The following is a 19,894-nucleotide window of genomic DNA, read 5'->3' as shown; positions in this document are numbered from 1 at the left end:
ACCACGCAGAGGCACGGGAGCGCCGCCCGAACTGCCAGCCGCCCTCTACGAGCCGTCGGGCTCGTAGAGGGCGGCTCGGACGGCAGTGTCGAGGCGGTCGATGCCGGCGATGCGTGCCAGGGACGCACCGGTCGCGGCCGCCGTGATGCGCCGGGTGACGCTGGGCGGCACGGCCGTGGTGCCGCCGATCACGATGACGCGAGCGGGCTGGTAGTCCGCGATCACCGCCTCGGTGGCCTCAGGCAGCGCACCGGCCTGCGAGTACAGCACCGCAGCGCCCTCGAAACGCGCCGCCAATGCCGTCGCGGCGCCGATGTCGGCGGGGCTCCAGCCATTGACGACGATCACGGTGCGCCGCGCCTGGCGCTCAGGGTCGCCGAGCGCTTGCCGCGCCGCAGCCGCGGCCGTGTCGGCGCGGGTAGCGCCGGCGAATCGCTCCACGTCGGCGCCGGGCGCCGCGGCCCCCGCAGCCACGACGACCTGCTGCGCGACCGCCGCGGTGCCGCCGATCACGATGACGCGAGCGGGCCGGTAGTCCGTGAGCACCGCCTCGGTGGCCTCGGGCAGCTCGTCCGATTCCACGTACAGCACAGCGGAATGCTCGATCTGCGCCGCCAGTGCCGCCGCCGCGCCGGTGTCGGCGGGGCTCCAGCCGTTGGCGATGATCAGGGTGCGCTGCGCCTGGCGCTCGGGATCGCCGAGCATCCGGCGCGCCACCGCTGCCGCGGTCGCGATGCGGGTCGAGCCCGAGAGCCGGTCCACCCTGGCGTCTCCGGAGGCATCGTCGACGCCGCTGCGCACGTCCCGGCTGAGCGCCGCGGTGCCGCCGACGAGTGTCACCTTGCCGGGGTCGAGGTCGCCCAGCAGCGTCCCGATGCCGCCGGGAAGGCGGCCGGGGCGTGCGTAGATCACCCGCGCCTTTGGGTTGCGGGCGGCAAGGACTGCGGCGATCGAGATGTCGGCCGGGCTCCAGGCATTCACCACGAGCACCTCGTCGACCCCTGCTGCGGCTGCGCGGGCGCGCCGGCGCAGCGACTCGGTGGCGTAGTCGGGATCGGGATCGGGTTCGGGCTCTTCTTCTTCGTCATCTTCGTCTTCGTCGGGCTCGGCGGGGCCGCCGCCACCGCCGCCACCGCCGCCGCCACCGCCGCCGCCGCCACCGCTCGAGGTCGAGATGGCGGCGCCGACCGTGAACCTGGTGCCCGCCACCGGCACGGCCAGCTCGCCCGTCGTGGCACCCTCGATGCTGATCTGCTTGCCCGCGCTGGCGCGAGTCGGCTGGGTGACGATGAAGGTGCTGGCGGAGGTCTCGCCGGGCTTGATCATGATCGGCATCGGCGGATCGACCACGGCGCTGGTACCGGCACCGCTCAGGCTCAGCGTGACCGTCACCTCCTTAGCGGGCGCGGCACCGTCAAGCTCCGCGGTCACGCTCACCAGGGTCGGCCCGACGCGGCGCAGTCGCAGCCTGACGTTCTGCGATACGTCGTCGTCGTCGACGACCGTGACGCTCGTCGGCGCCACGGTGAAGCCCTTGACGGCGCTGACGAGGCCGTGAATCTCGCTGTCGTCGAGACCGACACCGATGGCGATGTTCTCGTCGTCCTCGCGCATGCGGTCGTCGGCGGCGCCTGTGCCCGTGATCGACACCGTGGCCGAACCGCTGGCGCGGCCGGCGGGGATGGTGATCGTCGGCAGCCGCGGTGCGGCATAGTCCTGACCGAGCGCAGCGGTGCCGCCCGAGATGCGCAGCGGCACGCGCACCCGCGGGTTGAGCGCGTTGGCGCTCGCGGCCCCGGCGAGCTGGCGAGTGGCGGTGATCCTGATCGAGGCCGAACGGCCCTCGGTGACAATTCCCGACGCTTCCAGGGTGATGGTGGGCGCGTCGTCGTCGGTGAGCAGGATCGCGGCAGGGCTCACCTCGTACCCGTAGCCGTTGCTGCCGCCCAGCCAGATGGTCTCGTCGCCCTCGACGAGGCCGTCATCGACCGGCGCGATCGAGAATGCCGACACGCTGGCTGACAGGCTGCCCGCGGGGATGGTCAACGAGGTGGGCGCCGACCCTCCCCGCCGGTAATCCGTGCCGCCGCCTGTGGCGCTGCCGCCGAGCAGCGTGTTGAGCGTCAGCACGATGTCGTTGTCGGATGCCACCGTGCCGGACAGCGTGGCGGTCACCTCCACGGCGGTCGTGCCGTCGCTCTCGGCGATGCTGGTGGGGCTCATCGACAGCGTGACCGACTTCGAGGATCGCCCGGCGTCATCGTCGGTGACGGTGATTTCGACGGCGGGCTCGACCGCCACCGCCAGCCCGCCCGACGATGTGCCGCCGCTGACGGTGATCGTCTCGTCGCCCTCGTCGATGCTGTCGTCGATCAGGTTGAGCCCGAACGTGCGGCTGCCCGAGATCTGGCCGGCCGGGATCACCACAGCGACGGTTCCGGGATTGACGTAGTCGTCACCCTTGTCCGCCTCGACGCAGCTGAGAACGGTGCCGGGATCGGCGGTTTCCGGGCAGGAGACTCCGAAGGCGAGCGTCACGGTGACGTCTTTCGTCGGAGCGCCTTCGTTGACCTCGGCGGTGGCGCGCACCGCGACCGGACCGCGGTTCTCGGCCACGGTGGTGCGATCAAGTTCGAGGGTGATCGAAGTAGATGCTTTCTCGTTGTCGTTGAGGGTGATCTCTGCCTCGTTGGAGTTGAACCGTCCCGCAGCGCCGATCAGGATCGTCTCGTTGCCCTCGATCAGCCGGTCGTCGTACCGGCCCGTGGCTGTGAACGTCACAGTGACCTCCCCGAACGGCGCGCCGGCGGCGATGCTCACGCTGGGCAACCGCCGCGCCGCGTAGTCCACGCCTGCGGTGGCGGTGCCGCCCCGGATGGCCAGCGGCACGCTCATCGCCGCCGTGCTGGTCTCGAGATCTCGGGTGGCCCTAATGGTGACCGGGGCGGAGGTTCCCTCAGCCGCCACGTTGTCCGGCACGTCAGGAACGCTCAGGGTGATCTGCGGGGCGTCGCCGTCCACCAGGGTGAGCGACGCGGCGTTCACGGTGTTGATCCCGGTGGCGTCGCCGCCGAGGGTGATCGTCTCGTTGGGCTCCGACACGTCGTCGTTGACCGGGGTGATGGTGATGGTGGTGGTGCCGCTGGAGCTGCCCGTCGGGATCGTGACGGTCTTCGACGCTGTCAGGCCCGACACTATGTAGTCGGTGGTAACCGTCGCGGTGCCGTTCAGCTCGTCGTCGAGGTTCACCACCGTGTCCACAGTGCGCGTCGAGTCGCCCACCAGGGTGGCGGTGATGGTCACCGTCTCATCGTCGGGTTCGGTGCCCGTGTCGTCGCCGTCGTTGTCCTCGTTGATGCTCGAAGGAGTGAAGCTCAAGTTGATGGCGGTGGGCGCGGTGTCATTGTCGACGATGGTGAGTTCGGCTGAGTTGACCATGAGCCCGCCGGCGGCGGTGCCGCTCACCGTGATCACCTCGTCGTCCTCGTCGAGGCTGTCGTCAGTCACAGCGAGAATGAACTGGGTCGTGCCCGACACCTGACCGGCCTCGACGGTCACGGTGATCGATCCCGGATCGGTGTAGTCGACGCCCTTGGTGGCCGCGCCGACCCCCGTTCCTCCCAGCGACACGGTCACCGGAAGATCGGCGGCGGGCGCGCCGCCGTCCACGGCGGCAATCACCGTCACCGCCGCGGTGCCCACGCCCTCCGACACGGCCGAGCGGTCGAGGCTCAGCGTGACGGCGGTGGACGCCGCGTCGTCGTCGACGATGGTGATGGGGGCGGCGACCACCTTGAAGCCCGGCGCCGAGCCGCCGATTCTGAGCACCTTGGCGCCATCCACCAGGCGGTTCTGGAGAGTGGCGACGGTCACCTGCGCCGTAGCGCTGGCCTGGTTGGCCCCGATGCGCAGCGTCGCCAGCCTCGGCAAGCGGTAGTCCACACCGACCGCGGCGTCGCCTTCCCTGGGCACGATCCTCAGCGGCACGCTCACCGCTTCGGCGTTCTCGGACACATCGCGGGTGGCAGTGAGACGGAACGTCACCGTCTCGCCCTCGGTCACGCTGGCGTGCACGCTGTCGTCGGCGTCGTCGGCGGGCCGGGGCCGCACCCGCTCGGTGGTCAGCCTGATCTTGGACCCGTCGTTGTCGATGATGGTGACCACAGCGGGGTCCACCGTGAATCCCGCCACCGAGCCGCCCACCTCGACCGTCTCGTGGGACTCGAGCTCGTCGTCGAGGGTCGGGGTGAGCATCCACCCCGTGACGCTGGCGGTGAGCTGGCGGGCGGGGATCGTGATCGTGGCGGGCAACCCGGTGTGGGTGAAGTCGCCGCCGGTCGCGTCGCCGCCCAGCGTCTGGATGATCGTCACCTCGGTGTCGGTCTCGCGGGTGGCGTCGCCGGTCAGCGTGGCCGTGAGCATCACGGGCGTCGCCTCCGCCTGGGTCTGCTCGACCGTGTCGGGGTCCTCGACGTCCTCCTCCACCGACTCGGGCTTGGCGGTCAGGGCGATCACGGTCGACGCGGTGTCGTCGTCGACGATCGTGATCGTGAAGCTCTGGGCGGGCTTCACTGTCAGCCCGCCCGTCGAGGTGTTGGCGGTGACGATGACCGTCTCGTCGGACTCGTCGACGTTGTCGTCTTCGGGGGTGACCGAGAATCTCGAGCTGGCGAACCCCTCGTTGGCGGCGATGACGATGGTGATCGTGCCGAGGTCGGCGTAGTCGCTCGGGTCGCTCCCGCCGCTCGGCGTGGCCGAGCCCGCAATGTTCAGCGTCACCGTGACCGGCGCCGTGGGGAAGCCCTTGTTCACCGACACTCCGGCCGTGAATCCCACGCCGTCGCCGCCCTCGGGCACCTGCCGGTTGCCGGCGCTGCCCGTCGTGCGGCGCAGCGACAGGTTGAGCTCGTCGGACATCTTGTCGTCGTCGACGATGGTGATTGTGGCGTCGTTGATCTGGAAGCCGGTCGAGATGTCCGTGGGGGTGAGCACGATCGTCTCGTTGCCCTCGATGAGCCGGTCCTCATGGGTGGTGATGGTCACCGTTCCGGTGGCTGACGACGAGCCGATCGGGATCGTGATGGACGGCAGATCGCTCGTGGTCAGCTCCACGTAGTCGTCGCCCGTCCGACTGCCGGGTGTCGCCGTCGAGTCGGCGTCGACCGCGAGCTTCATGGTGACGGCTTCGGTGGTGTTCTGGGTGTTGCGGGTGGCCGTGACAGTGAAGGCGGCCTCTTCGCCCTCGTTCAGCCGGTCATCGGCGCCGACGGCGCGCGATGTGCTCAGCGTGATCGCCGCCGCATCGTCGTCCACCAGGTCGAGCGACGCGTCGGTGACCGTGAACCGCTGGTCGGTCGGGCTGGTGGGGCAGGTTGCATCAGCGGTCTTGCAGGCCGTGCCGCCCAGGGTGATGTCCTCGTTGCCCTCCGACAGCGAGTCGTTGACCGGGGTGATGGTGATGGTGGTGGTGCCGCTGGACATCCGGGCAGGGATCGTGACGGTCTTCGACGCCGTCAGGCCCGACACCGTGTAGTCGGTGGTGCCCGTGGCGGTGCCTCCCAGCGCGTCGTCCAGGTTCACCACCGTGGCCACCGTGCGGGTCACGGTGCTGCCCAGCGTGGCGGTGATGGTCACCGTCTCCGCGTCGGGGTCGCTGCCCGTGTCGTCGCCGTCGTTGTCCTCGTCGATGCTGGTCGGCGAGAAGCTCAGCGTGATGTTGTCCGCCACGGTGTCGTCGTCGACGATCGTGATCGTGAAGCTCCCGGTGGGCGTCAGCGTCAGCCCGCCCGTGGAGGCACCGCCGGTGATGACGATGTCCTCATCGTTCTCGTCGACGCTGTCGGGATTCGGGGTGATGGAGAAGGTCTTCGATGCCGACCCCGTGTTGGCGGCGATGACGATGCTCTGCGTGCCCGGGTCGGTGTAGTCATTGGTGCCCCCCGCAGCCTTGACCGCGGTGCCGCCGAAGGCCAGCGGCACCGTGGTCGCCGCGGTGGGGAAGCCCTTGTCGACCGCCGCGGTGACCTTGAACTGCACGCCGCCGCCGCCTTCGGGCAGGTTGACGTCATGGCCGCTGGGATCAGCGGTGACCCGCTCGAGGGTCAGCGTGATGAAGTCGGAGTCTTCGTCGTCGTCGTCGATGGTGATCGTGGCCGGGATCACCTTGGTGCCGTTGGCATAGGGGCTGCCCACCGTGGCGCCCAGCACGATCGTCTCGTCGGGTTGCTCGATGAAGCGGTCCTCGGTCGTGGTGACGGTGACCTCTGCGGAGGCGCTGGCCGCATCGGCGGGGATCGTGATGTCCACCGTGCCGTCGCCCAGCGCGGCGGGCGCGCTCCAGTCGGTGTCTCGCGTCGCCGTCGACTGATCTTCGTCCACATTCAGCGTCACCGTCATCTGCTGGGAGTTCACCGCCAGCACGCGTGACGCGGTGACCACAAAGGTGGCCGCTTCGCCCTCGTCCACCTTGCTGCCCGAGCCGTTCTTGACCGCCGCGCTCAGCGTGACGTCGGCCGGCTCGTCGTCCACCAGGGTGAGCGATGCACCGGTCGTCATGGAGAGCCCGCTGGCGGTGCCGCCGAGGGTGATCGTCTCACCGGGCTCCGACACGCTGTCGTCGATCGGGGTGATGGTGATGGTGGTGGTGCCGCTGGAGCTGCCTATCGGGATCGTGACGGTCTTCGTCGCTGTCAGGCCCGACACCGTGTAGTCGTTGCCGGTGCCGGGCGTGGCGGTGCCTCCCAGAGTGTTGTCGAGGTTCACCACCGTGGCGGTGGTGCGCGTCGAGTCGCCCACCAGCGTGGCGGTGATCGTCACCGTGACCGCCGAGCCGTGGTCCTCGTCGATGCTGGTCGGGTCGAAGCTCAAGGTGAAGGCGGTGGGCGTGGCGTCGTTGTCGGTGATGGTGAACGTGGCCTCGGTCACCGTCGCCGCCAGCCCGCCCGCGGAGGTGCCGTCGGTGTCGACGATGCTGAACGTCTCCCCGGTGCCCTCATCGAGGCTGTCATCGGTCGGGTCGATCGTGATGTCCGCGAAGCCCGAGGTCTGCCCCGCTGCGATGGTGATCGTCGGCAGCGTCGCCGGGGTCGCCGTGTAGTCGGTGTCCCGCACCGCCGTGCCCGACACGCCCAGCATCACCGTCACCGCCGAGTCCGGCGCGCCGTCATTGACCGTGGCGGTCACCCGCACCGACGTGTTACCGGCCGACTCCGCCAGGCTGTTCGGGCTCGCCGACAGCGTGATGACCGTCGACTTATTGTCGTCGTCGGTGATGGTGATGTCGGCGGGCACCACCTGGAAGCCCGACACCGTGCTGGCGAGCCGGATCGTCTCGTTGCCCTCCACGAGGCGGTCCTCGATCGTGTCGACTTTCACCGTCGCCGTGCCGGTATTCGCGCCGGCCGCGATCGTGATCGTCGGCAGGCTCGACAGCGCCGTGTAGTCGACGCCCGAGGTCGCGCCGCCCGACGCCACCGTCCCCACCGCCAGCGGCACGCTCAACGCAGCAGTGCCCCCGCCAGCGCCGCGCGTCGCAGTGACAGTGAACGTCGCCGACTCGCCCTCCATCACGCTGTCGTCGGGGTCCGTGCCCGGACGCGAAGTGCTCAACGTGATCAACGGCAAATCGTCCTCGACCAGGGTGAGCGATGCGCCGGTCGTCATGGAGAGCCCGCTGGCGGTGCCGCCGAGGGTGATCGTCTTATTGGACTCCGTCGCGCTGTTGTCGATCGGGGTGATGGTGATGGTGGTGGTGCCGCTGGAGCTGCCTATCGGGATCGTGACGGTCTTCGTCGCTGTCAGGCCCGACACCGTGTAGTCGTTGCCGGTGCCGGGCGTGGCGGTGCCGTCCAGCGCGTCGTCGAGGTTCACCACCGTGGCGGTGGTGCGCGTCGAGTCGCCCACCAGCGTGGCGGTGATCGTCACCGTGACCGCCGAGCCGTGGTCCTCGTCGATGCTGGTCGGGTCGAAGCTCAAGGTGAAGGCGGTGGGCGTGGCGTCGTTGTCGGTGATGGTGAACGTGGCCCCGGTCACCGTCGCCGCCAGCCCGCCCGCGGAGGTGCCGTCGGTGTCGACGATGCTGAACGTCTCCCCGGTGCCCTCATCGAGGCTGTCATCGGTCGGGTCGATCGTGATGTCCGCGAAGCCCGAGGTCTGCCCCGCCGCGATGGTGATCGTCGGCAGCGTCGACGGGGTCGCCGTGTAGTCGGTGTCCCGCGCCGCCGTGCCCGACACGCCCAGCACCACCGTCACCGCCGAGTCCGGCGCGCCGTCATTGACCGTGGCGGTCACCCGCACCGACGTGTCACCGGCCGACTCCGCCAGGCTGTTCGGGCTCGCCGACAGCGTGATGCCCGTCGACTTATTGTCGTCGTCGGTGATGGTGATGTCGGCGGGCACCACCTGGAAGCCCGACACCGTGCTGGCGAGCCGGATCGTCTCGGCGCCCTCCACGAGGCGGTCCTCGATCGTGGCGACCGTCACCGTCGCCGTGCCGGTATCCGCGCCGGCCGCGATCGTGATCGTCGGCAGGCTCGACAGCGCCGTGTAGTCGGTGCCCGAGGTCGCACCGCCCGACGCGACCGTCCCCACCGCCAGCGGCACGCTCAACGCAGCAGTCCCCCCGCCATCGCCGCGCGTCGCAGTGACAGTGAACGTCGCCGACAAGCCCTCCATCACGCTGTCGTCGGGGTCCGTGCCCGGACGCGAAGTGCTCAACGTGATCAACGGCAAATCGTCGTCCACCAGGTCCAGCGACGCGGCGCTCACCGTGAACCCCTGGCCGGTCGGGCACACGCTGTTCACCGGGTCGACCTTGCAGGCCGAGCCGGCCAGGGTGATCGTCTCGGTGCCCTCGCTCTCGTCGTCGTTGACCGGGGTGATGGTGAAGGTGGTGGTCGCGCTGGCGCTGGCGCTCCCGGCGGGGATCGTGATCGACGTCGGCAGCGACCCGCCCAGCGTGTAGTCGTTGCCGGTGCCGGGCGTGGCGGTGCCGCCCAGCGCCGAGGCGAGGCTCACGGTGGTGGCCACGGTGCGGGTGGTGCCCACCAGCGCGGCGGTCACCGTCACCGTCACCGCGTCGGGGTCGGTGCCCGTGTCGTCGCCGTCGTTGTCCTCGTTGATGCTCGAAGGAGTGAAGCTGAGGTTGATCTTCGTGGGCGCGGCGTCGTCGTCGGTGATGGTGAGGTCCACCGGGTTCACCGTCAGCCCGCCCGAGTGGGTGCCGCCGAATTCGATGTCCTCGCCGTCGCCCTCGTCGATGACGTCCTGTTGGGGATCGATCGCGATGGTTGCGGTGCCCGAGGTCTGCCCCGCCGCGATGGTGATCACCGGCAGCGTCGCCGGCGCCGTGTAGTCGGTGCCGCTTGTCGCGCCCCCGCCCAGCAACACCGTCACGGTGGTGGCCGTTGCCAGCGCCGCCGCGTTGGTGGTCGCCGTCACCGTCACCGTCGTGCTGCCGGCCGATTCCGCCAGGCTGGCGGGCTCCACGCTCAGGTCGATCTCGGTCGACGGCGCGTCGTCGTCCGTCACCGTGATCGTCACCGGGGTCACGCCCCACCCCGCCGTCAGCGTCTTGGCCGATCCCGTGATGGCGAGACTCACCGAGAAGCCGGACGCGTTCCATGGGGTATCGCCGGAGGTCCTGATGCGGCGGCTGTCCCCGATCGTCCATCCCGGCGCGGCACCCGAATCCTCGGCGTCCGACGCCGTTGCGCGAACGAAACGCATGCTGTTCGTGGGGTTCGCGGTGCTGCCTGTGAACACCACGACGTAGGTCGTGCCGGCATCCAGATCGATGCCCGCTCCCGGCGCCGTGTACTCGTTGGAGCCACTCTCGAGCGAGGTCGGATTCGTCAGCGTGCCCAGGGTGGTGCCGGTCGGCTGGTTGCTCGAGTCCGCCGCAAAGATGGCCACGCTGTGGGTCGGAGTTGCCCCCGTTCCGAGGTAGTTAATGTTCAAGCTGACCCCGGTGAGCGTGTAGCCCGCGGCGTTGCTGCCTGTGGTGAACGGCTGGCTGAAATCGCTCTGGAAAGTAACGGCTCCGGAACTGTCGAGCGTCTGCCCAGTGTTCGAAACCTGCGTCGATGCGTCGGCCGCGGCCGCCGGCCCGAGCACGACGGTCTTGTCGCCGTCGTTCAGCGACTCCTCAGGATTGGTGATGGTGACATTGGCAGAAGCGCTGGCCTCGTTCTGGGCGATCGAGATGGTGGGCAGCGTCGCCGGGCTGATGGTGTAGTGGGTGCCGCTGGTGCCTGTGGACCCGCTCTGCACCGCGAGCTGCAAGCTCACCGCATCGGCGTTGTCCGACACCATCCGGGTGGCGGTGACCTCGAACGTGGCCGTCGCACCCTCCGCGACCTGGTTGTGCGGGGGACCCGCCGGATTCGTCCGCTGCACCGACAGCGTGATCACCGGCTGGTTGTTGGTCATGCCGGCCGCCGACGACGTCCACGCGCTGGTGCCCTCGCCGTTGCCGGCCCGCACCTGCACCCGGTAGGCGGAATTGGCATCGAGGCCGGTGATCGTCGTGGTGGTGCCCGCGCCCTGGTGGTCGTGGCCGCCGGTCTCGTCGGGCTCGATCCAGTCGTCGTCGTCGGTCGGGTCGGCGCTGCCCTTGAAGTAGCGCACGTCGTAGTCGTTCACCGCGGGACGGCTGGCGTCCGCGGCGGGCGCCGTCCAGCCCAGCGTCAAGGTGCTCGACGACTGCCCCGTGACCGACAACCCCGTCGGCGGCTCCGGCGGCTCGTTCTGATCGGCCACATTCACCGTCACCGCGACCGTGTCGTCGGCAAATATCTCGGTGGCGTCCACCCGCATCGATAGCGCAAGCGCGGCCGCACTCAAATCTGCCGGTGGGGACCATCCCGAGCTTGACGACTGTATGAAGTTGCGGATGCTCCAACCGCTCGCCGAGCCAGAATCCTCGGCATCGGAAAGCGTCCAATCAAGATATCCATTGTCGGCCGACACCACCACGAAGTACTGGGTGTCGGCGTGGAGGAGCACGCCTGCGGGTGCTGTGAAAACCGGGTCCCCATTATGGTCGTGGTTCACCCCGCTCGCGACCAACGCGACCCGGTTCGCGTTCGTCGGCGGCAGCTCCGAATGCACCGCCACGTTCCCATTCTGAAAGTTTCGTACGACACTGATCTGGACTGCTGTCAGCATCGTCGCCTTGGGGCCTGTGGTGAAGCCCTGCGCTACATCCTGACCCCCCAAGAAAACGCTAGAAGACTGCGGCCGGCCCAGGTTGGACACCGCCGGGGCCAGGGCTTTCTGCTCGTCGCCGAGGACGTCCTCTTTGTCGGTCACCTGGGCGGTGAAGGCGTAGCTGGACTTCGCCTCGTGGTTCAGCGTCACCCCCGGCTTCACCTTGATCTGGCCCGTGCTGCTGATCGTGAACGACCCCGCATCCGCGCCGGTCAGCGTGTACGTCAGCGTGTCGCCGTCGGGGTCGGTGGCCGCCACCGGCTCGCCCACCGACGCCCCGTCGGCGTTGTTTTCCGGGATCGTCAGCGTCTGGGAAGCTTCGCCGTCGAACGACGGCGCCCTCGCCAATGTCAGCGTCTTGGCGTCGTTGCCCGTGAAGGCCGCCGCGTTGTTCCCCGCGAGGTCGCGGATCGGGCGATGGGTGCTTTCGGTGCTGTCGTAGGAGTAGGTCAGCTTGGCCGTCCCGCTGGAGATTGGGCCGGCGACGACCTTCACCCACACCTGACGGCGGTTCCTGATCTCCACCGATATGTCTGCCTGTGCGGCACCGTCGATTGTGTATGCGAACTGGGCGACCACCGGCACCGAGCCCTCATCGAGGTCCTCGTCGAACAGCAGCACCGCGTACCACGAGCCGCCGTCGTTCACGATTCGCCCCTCCGCAGTGGGCGCCGTCGTGTCGATGCGATGGCCGCTGTCGTGGCCCACCCCGTCGTGGTCCAGCGCCGCGTCCACCGTCGCCGACCCCACCAGCTTGATCGTGCCGCCGTCTAGATCCAGCGTGTCCTCCAGCACGGCCACTCCGGCCGTCGAGGTGTTCGGGCTCGCCACCGGTCCGTAGCGGAACACCAGCGTCTTAGTGCCGCTGCCGCTGTGATACACAGCCGCCTGCTCCCCGAACATCGGGTCGAACTTGATATCCAACTGCGGCGTGCCCGACGCGGTGTCCACCGTCACCGCCGCGTCGAACGTCACCGACACGTCGATGAAGTCGCCCGGCCCGTACACGCCCGCCGGCCCCGGATCCGACGTGATCGCCACCCCCGTCACCTTCGGCTTCGTGATATTCGCCACTGTCAGTTCTGGCGCCGTCCGAACCCGGATCTTGAAGGGGTGGGAGCTGGTGGACCATGAGCCGGTCGAGGACGCGTTCCTATTGTGGCGGCCGTTCTGGATGCCCCAACCGGCCAAGTCGGCGGAGTCCTCATCAAAGTCCAGGGCAGTGACCACACGGCCCGTCGTGGCCTCCACCACCACGTAATACGTCGTATCGGCCGACAGCGTGGTGCCCGCAGGCGCGGCGAACGTATTGACCCCGCGGACCAGCGTCGCCGGGTTGGTCAATGTCGCAACAACGTTGGTGGCGCTCGGAAGACCGGTGGCCAGCTTGACGCTCACCCCCGTCGGGTCCACCGTACTTGCGAACTCGACGTCGACGCTGTCCAACGCATAGCCGTCGGAACGCGACCCTGTCGTGAACCCCACAGCGAAGTCCTGTGTGGCGAGATTCTGAAAGCTGCCCTCAGGCTTGCCAAGATTCGACACCGCCACGACAGGCCTGCCCAAAGTAAAGCTCTCCACCTCGTTGCCGCGCAGGTCCTGAAGCCTGCTGGGTTCGCCCGTCGGCTTGGCATAGGCGACGGTCACCCCATCGCCCGCCACTACAGCCGTCGCAAGAGTGATGCATGCCTGCCTGTCCTCGTCGTCGCCGACGCCAAGGATCGCAAAGAGCTGGAGTGCATGGAGAGCAACCTGTGAGCCGTTGACCTTCACCGTGAAGCCGGCGGCGTTGCCGAAATTTTTGTCGAGCTGTTCATCGAACACCACACACACGCTGGAGCCCAGCGCCGTAGCCGATGTCGGCTTGGGCGGCGACACATCGCGCGCAGCCCCGTTCACTCGCAGGCCGATGGCGCTTGATCCGACGCACGTCCACGTGGTGCCGGCGAGTGAGCAGGGGGTGTCGGCTACACTCCAGCCTGGCTTCGCTCCGGGGTCCTCGCTCCCGTCATTGGCCGCCGCGGTCTTCACCGACCCGCCGGTGCCGCTGACAATCACGATGTACGTGGTGCTGGGATCCAGCCGCTGGGCGGTGGGGGCGGTGAACTTGAGAACCCCCGTTCCCAGGCTTGGCGGATTGTCGAAGGTGACCAGCGTCGTTCCGCGGTCGGAGTCTTTTGCCAGCTTCACGACGGGATTCGCCGGTGCTGAGAGGAAGTCCAACTCCACCGAGCTCAGCACATAGCCGTCGGCATTGGGGCCTGTGCTGAACGGCACGCCTCTGGTGAAGGAGGAAATGTCCACGGGGTTTGCTGCGTTCACCTTGCCGATATTCGACACCTGCGCCTCGTCGCCGAACAGCAGGCCGAGGGTGAAGCTGTCGGCTTGGTTGCCCGACTGGTCGCGCAGCGAGTTCGCCAGCCGGGACGCGGCGGTGGGCTTGGTATAGGCGACCGTCACCCAGTCGCCTGTATCGATGCGGCTGGGCACCCTGATGTTCAGGCGGCGATTGGCCGCGGTCGCGGCCGTCGGGGCGTCGGCCGCGACCGCGGCGCCGTTGACTGTCACGGTCCAATCCGTCGCGGTGCCAAAGCCGGCAGCAAGCGGCTGGTCGAAGTCCAGCAGCAGGTTGAACCGGAAGACGCTGAATCTTGTTGCCGCAAGCGAGGTCGGCTTCGGCGGGGTCACATCGCGCTTGACGCCCTTGACGCGGATGCCCAGGGGGTGCGATCCCGAGCCCACGTCCGCGAATGTGCCTCCCGAGGCCGCCCGCTCCGCCCGCTGGTCGAACACCGCCCAGCGCGTCTCCGCGCCGGCGTCGTCGGCAGTGCCGGTGATCGTGCTCAGCTCGCCGCTGGTGCCCTCGACGACCACCCAGTACTGGGCGGCGTTGTTCAGCACCGTGCCGGGGGGTGCGGTGAACGTGAGAATGCCGCCTTGGGGCTCAGGGCTGACGGGGTTCACCAAGGTCACCCCGCCGGTGTCGGGGACGGCGCCCGCCGAGTACGCCTCGACCACCCTCACCGTCGCCCCCTCGAGGGCGCCGGCGGCGCGGATCTCGACGGTGCTCAGCGCGAAGCCGTCGGGGTTGTTGCCGGTGTTGAAGCTCTGCGCCACGTCCTTGCTGGCCAAGTCCACCTTGGTCGTGGCGTCGACGGCCTGGCCGATGTTGGACACCAGCATGGCGGCACCGGCCACCACACCGAGCGAGAAGCTGTCCACGCGGTTGCCGTGGGAGTCGCGCGGCGCGTTGGCCAGCTCCGACGCCGCCGTGGGCTTGGTGTAGGCGACGACCACGAGCTGGCCGGCCGTCACCGCTTCCGACAGGGTCAGGCTGAAGCGGCGCCGATTGCTCGCGCCGTCGTCGACCACGCTGGCCGCCGGCACGCTGGCCGCCGTTCCGTCCACCGTCACCGCAAAACTGCCGGTCAGCGACGAGATGTCACCCAGGAGATCGTCGTCGAAGTCCACCGTCACCGCGGTCCCCGACACTGCGATCGATGCAGGCCTGGGCGGCGTCGCGTCCCGCTCCAGGCCCGTGACGCGGATCCCGAACGGGTTGTCGTTCGGAGGAGCGGGCGTGACCCAATCGGCATTGGCGGCCTTCACATGCCGGTTGTCCCCCACCGACCAGCCGGGCTTTCCGCCACCATCCTCATCGGAACCATCCTTGACGTGCGCGATTCCGCTGTCGCCGGACACCCGCAAGCAATACGTAATGCCGGCGGTCAGCACCGTGTCGGGGGGCGCAGTGAAGAGCACACCGGTCCGCACAGTGAGATTCGCTGAGCTCACCAAGGCAATCTCGCCGCCGGCCGTGGTGATGTTCGGCGTCCGCAGCCATGCTCGTGCCCCTGTGGGCAGCCCGTCGAAATCCAAAGTCACCGAGCCGAGCTCGTAGCCGCCGGGGTTGTTCCCCGTCGTGAAGCACTGCCCGAGCTCCTGTTCACTGAGATTGGCGTTCGCTGTGAAACTGTTGTGCTGACCCTCGTTGGAGACCAGCACTTCGGCGCCGACCAGCAGCGCGAGAGCGAAGCTGTCCACGGGGTTGTCCGAGCCGTCGCGCGGCCCCGAGCTGAGAGGCAGCGACGTCGTGGGCTTGGTGTAGTTGACGCTCACGAGCTGGCCGGCCGTCGCCGCTTCCGACAGGGTCAGGCTGAAGCGCCGCCGCTTGCTCGCGCCGTCGTTGACCACGCTGGCCGCCGACACGCTGGCCGCCGTTCCGTCCACCGTCACCGCAAAACTGCCGGTCAGCGACGAGATGTCACCCACGAGATCGTCGTCGAAGTCCACCGTCACCGCGGTCCCCGACACCGCCATCGACGCGGGCCTGGGCGGCATGCGGTCAAGCTCGATCCCTTCCACGCCGATGCCAAATCGGGAGTTTGCGTGGCAAGTCCAGACGGCTAGCTCGCGACATCCCTGACTACCCACGCCCCAGAAATTCAGCCCGCCATCGTCAATTCCTGTGTCGCTGCTATTTACCCCACCCTCAGTGGCTGCGATGATCACGTGGTAAGTGGTATTGGCATCCAACACGGCGGCGGCGGTGGGCGTGAACGTGAGTATCCCTGCGGTCAGCGATGCCGGATTGTCGAACGTGACCACAGTCGCAGGATCGCTACTCTGGCCTGCGAGAGTGCCTTTGGCCAGCTTGACGCTGAGCCCCGCCGGTGCAGCGCTAAATCGGATCTTCACCGAGCCGAGTGTGTAACCGGAGTCAAGGGACCCGGTGGTGAATGACTGCGCCCGGCGGCTACCACCCAACGTCACGCCAGTGCTGATGGTCTTCCCGGTATTGGACACCGCGGTCGTGGCGGTGCCCTTCAGGCCGCCGATGGCGAAGCTGTCCGCTAGGTTGCCGGAGCCGTCTCTCAGCGCCGACGGCAGCGCCGCCTGGTCGGTCGGCTTGGTGTAGCTCACGCTGATCCAGTCGCCGGACCTCACCAGCGCCGACTCCAGCGTGAGCACGAGCCGCTGAGAGTCTGACTGAACTTCCGCTGACGCCAGGGTGACCGACTCGCCGTTCAGGGCCATGGTGTAGCCCGCGGCGGAGTCGCCATCCTTGACGATCACCTCGTCGAATTCGATTCGGACGGTACGGTTCGTCACGTCTTTCAGGCTCTGGGGCTTCGGACCGGTGACGTCGCGCACCACGCCTTTGATGCGGATGGCGAGGGGGTGCGTCTTGGCGGGCGTCCCCGCGGTCGGTTTGGCGAAGTTCCCCGTCCCACTCCGCTCCCATCGCTCGTTCCACACCGACCAGCGCTCGGTCGAGCCCGGGTCGTCTGTGCCGGAGGGCGTGTCGCTGGAGCCGATCGTGCTCAGGTTGCCGCTGGCGCCCTCGACGACCACCCAGTATTGGCTATCGGGGTTCAGCGTGGTGCCCGGCGGCGCAGTGAACGTCTCAGACCCCGCGCCGGAGCCGAAGCCGGCCGGGCCCACCAGGGTCACGACGTCGGCCGGGGGCGAATTCACGTCTCCCCCCTCGAACAGCTTCACCGCCATCCCGGCGACGGTGTCGGCGGTGTGCACCTCGATCGTGCTCAGCATGTAGCCGTCTGAGTGCTTGCCGGTGTTGAAGCTCTGCGCCGCCTCCAAGCTGGCCAGGTTGACGTGCACCGTGTCCGACTTGCCCTGGTCGATGTTGGACACCAGCGACACTGCGTTCGCCACCGGCGGCGTCACATTGTTCACGGCCACGTCATCAGACACGATCACCTGGACCTTCAGGGCCTGATTACTCTGGCTCCAATTGGTGTTTAGGCCCTTGAGATTGCCGTAGTGGATGTTGTCGATGCTCCACCCGGCCGCGGCACCTGAGTCCTCGTGATCGGAGTTGGTGTGGGCCAAGCTGACCGAGAAGGAGGACTCCACCACCACGTAGTAGGTCGTGTCGGCCGACAATATTGTGCCCGCGGGCGCGGTGAACGTATTGGACCCGGGGAACAGCCGATTCGGACTGGTCAAGGTCGCAACCTCGTTGGTGGCACTGGGGAGACCGGTGGCCAGTTTCACGCTCAACCCACTCGACCCCGTGGAACTGCTTAGGCCGAACACGAGATCAACGCCGCGCAGCGGGTAGCCGCCCGTTTTCGACCCGGTCGTGAACCCCTGACCGCGCTTGAAAACATTGAGCGAGGACGTCCCGTCTTGGGCTTGGAGCTTGTTCGACACCGCCGCGGATCGCCGCCCGCCACCGAAGCTCTCCACACGGTTCCCCGCCGCATCCCGCAATGCCACCGCCAGGCTTGCCCCGCTCGTCGGCTTGGTGTAGGCGATCGTCACCTTCTGGCCCGGCTGCACCTCGGGCCCGGTCAGCGACAGCACCTTGCCGGCGCTCGCAAGCGTCTGGCTCGTGAAGGCGCCGGTCAAAGCGGCGCCGTCGGCTTTGGCGGTGAACGCCCCCGCGGCGGCAAGCGCGTTGTAGTCGACGCCGGCCGCCAGATCCTCGCTGAACACCAGCGTGTAGGCCGTGCCGTTCACCCCCGCCGACACCAGCTTCGGCGAGGTCACGTCGCGCACCACGCCGTTGACGCGGATGGCCAGCGGATGCTCCGTCGACGTCGGTATGGCGAAGTTCCCCGTCCCCTTTGTGCGCGCCCGCCGCGAGTTCCCCACCGTCCAGCGCGTGGTCGAGCCCGCGTCCTCGGCGGTGATGGGCGTCGACATCGAGCCGAGAGTGCCGGTGGTGCTGAGGTTGCCGCTGGTGCCCTCCACCACCACCCAATAGCTGTCGTTCGCGTTCAGGAACGTGCCCTCCGGCGCGGTGAACGTCTCGGTGCCCGCGCCCGAGCCGAAGCTGGCCGGGCCCACCAGGGTCACCACCCTCGCCGACGACGAGTTCACATCGGTGCCCTCGACCAGCTTCACCGCCATCCCGGCGACGGTGTCGGCGGTGTGTACCTCGATGGTGCTCAGCGTGTAGCCATCGGCGTGGGTGCCGGTGTTGAAGCTCTGCGCCGCCTCCAAATTGGCCAGGTTGACATGCACCGTGTCCGATTTTTGCTGGCCGATGTTGGACACCAGCGACGCCGCACCCGCCACCGCCATCTGCGTGGCGGCCTGCACCGACGCTGTCCACACCGACACGTTGGTGCCGTCGGAGGCCCGCACAGCCACCCGGTAGCTCGTGTTCGCCGTGAGGCCGCGGATGACAACCGACGTGGCGGCGCCCGGGTCGGGCGCCGCGCCGGTCTCGCCTTCGGTGATCCAGTCGGCCTCGGCGGTCGGGTCGGCGGTGCCCTGGTAGTAGCGCACGTCGTAGTCGGTGATCGTGGCGCCGGCCGGCGCCGTCCACGACACGTTGAGGCTCACCGGCGAGGTGGGCGTCACCGTCAGCCCCGTCGGCGGCGCCTCGAGGGCGATATCGATCAGGTCGACATGCACGGTGATCGTGTCGTCGGTCGCCGGGGAGGCCTCGGGCTGGTCCGACGCGTCCTTGCCGTCGGTCACCTGCGCGGTGAACTCGTACGACGACTTCGTCTCGTAGTCGAGGGTGGCGCCAGAGGCCACCGTGATGTTGCCCGAGCTGTCGATCGCGAAGCTGGACGCGTCGGCGCCCGCCAGCGAGTAGGTGAGCGTGTCGCTGTCGGACTGCACCACCGCCAGCGTGCCCACCGACGTCCCGGCGGCACTGTTCTCCGCAACTCTGAAGCCCGTCTCGGGGCCCGCCGAGAACTGCGGCGCCGCCGTCGCCGCCGGCAGCGTGCGCACGTAGTACCAGCTCGTCACGTGGCCGTACCCCCTGGCCTGGAACCAGTGGTCGGTGTCGGCCGACAACCCCGTCACCGTGTTCGTTGCGCCAGCATCGCCGCTGAAGCTCCCCGCCGCTATCGCTTTCGTCGCGGCGTAGGTCGAGTCGCTGCCTTGCTTGCACCCCCAAACCTCGACATGTGAGTAGGGAGTGCTAAACACCGGCCAATTCGATGTCTGGGGGTTATTGTTCTTGAATACGACCGAATCTGCCGTCGGTGTCACAGACGCAAGGCCGCGGCCCAAATCGTTCGCTCGATTGTCTGTCCCGCAGCCGGCCGGCGCCGTCGGCGGGTACGGCCTGGTGCCCGCGTAGTGCCACACGTAGGCGGTTGCGGTGGAATAGCCGCCGATCCTGATCCAGTAGTCGGTTCCCGACTGCAGCAGTGGGCCACTGCTCTGGGCGCCGAACCTGCGGAGCGTGCCGGATGGGAAATCGGTATGAATTGCCTTGGAGGAACCAAGTGCGACGTTCTCTCCGGTGCCGTCGCTCTTGGTCCGGCACATCTCGAACCGGTTCCGCTCGCTTTCGCCAAAGAGGGACAGGTCGGTCACGTAGCTGATCGAGGTGGTAGTCGTCGTCACTTTCGAGAACGCGCTCTGCGTGACCCCCGTAGATGGGCTGCCGCAGCCGGCCGGCGCCGTCGGCGGGGTGCTCTGGGCGGCGGCGGGGGCGGAACCCAGCGGCGCCGGCAGGGCCAGCAGCGCCGCCGCCAGCGCCAACGCGACGCCGGCGGCCCCGAGACGCTTCACAGCCGGGGTGCGCCAGAGCGCGGGTGGCGCGTCCATGACCCCCCCCCCCCCCCCGAACGGTCGAAGGAGACCGCGCCGAGCACCGCGAACGGCCGTCATTGCCGCCGCCGCAGCGATGTCAAGGCGCCGTGCGCCGCGGTCGGAAGTTGTCATTGCCAGCCCCCAGTCACACTGTCGG

At 68.5% G+C, this 19,894-nt stretch carries 1 protein-coding gene; it reads right to left on the bottom strand.

All coding sequences use genetic code 11. The features are described from left to right. Nucleotides 1-45 precede the first annotated feature (45 nt). Nucleotides 46-19,752, bottom strand: a complete 19,707-nt coding sequence (locus ACOGI5_RS09665) for a choice-of-anchor R domain-containing protein (protein WP_419864209.1) — start codon at nt 19,750-19,752, stop codon at nt 46-48. Between the last annotated feature and the right edge of the window lie 142 nt (nt 19,753-19,894).

It is taken from the genome of Candidatus Poriferisodalis sp. (assembly GCF_965208925.1).
GTDB lineage: Bacteria > Actinomycetota > Acidimicrobiia > Acidimicrobiales > Poriferisodalaceae > Poriferisodalis.
This window is presented reverse-complemented; position numbering and strand designations above follow the sequence as displayed.

Bases quoted from the DNA above. Each gene is read 5' to 3' on its own strand.
- ACOGI5_RS09665 (WP_419864209.1), bottom strand. From the start codon at position 19,752: ATGGACGCGCCACCCGCGCTCTGGCGCACCCCGGCTGTGAAGCGTCTC.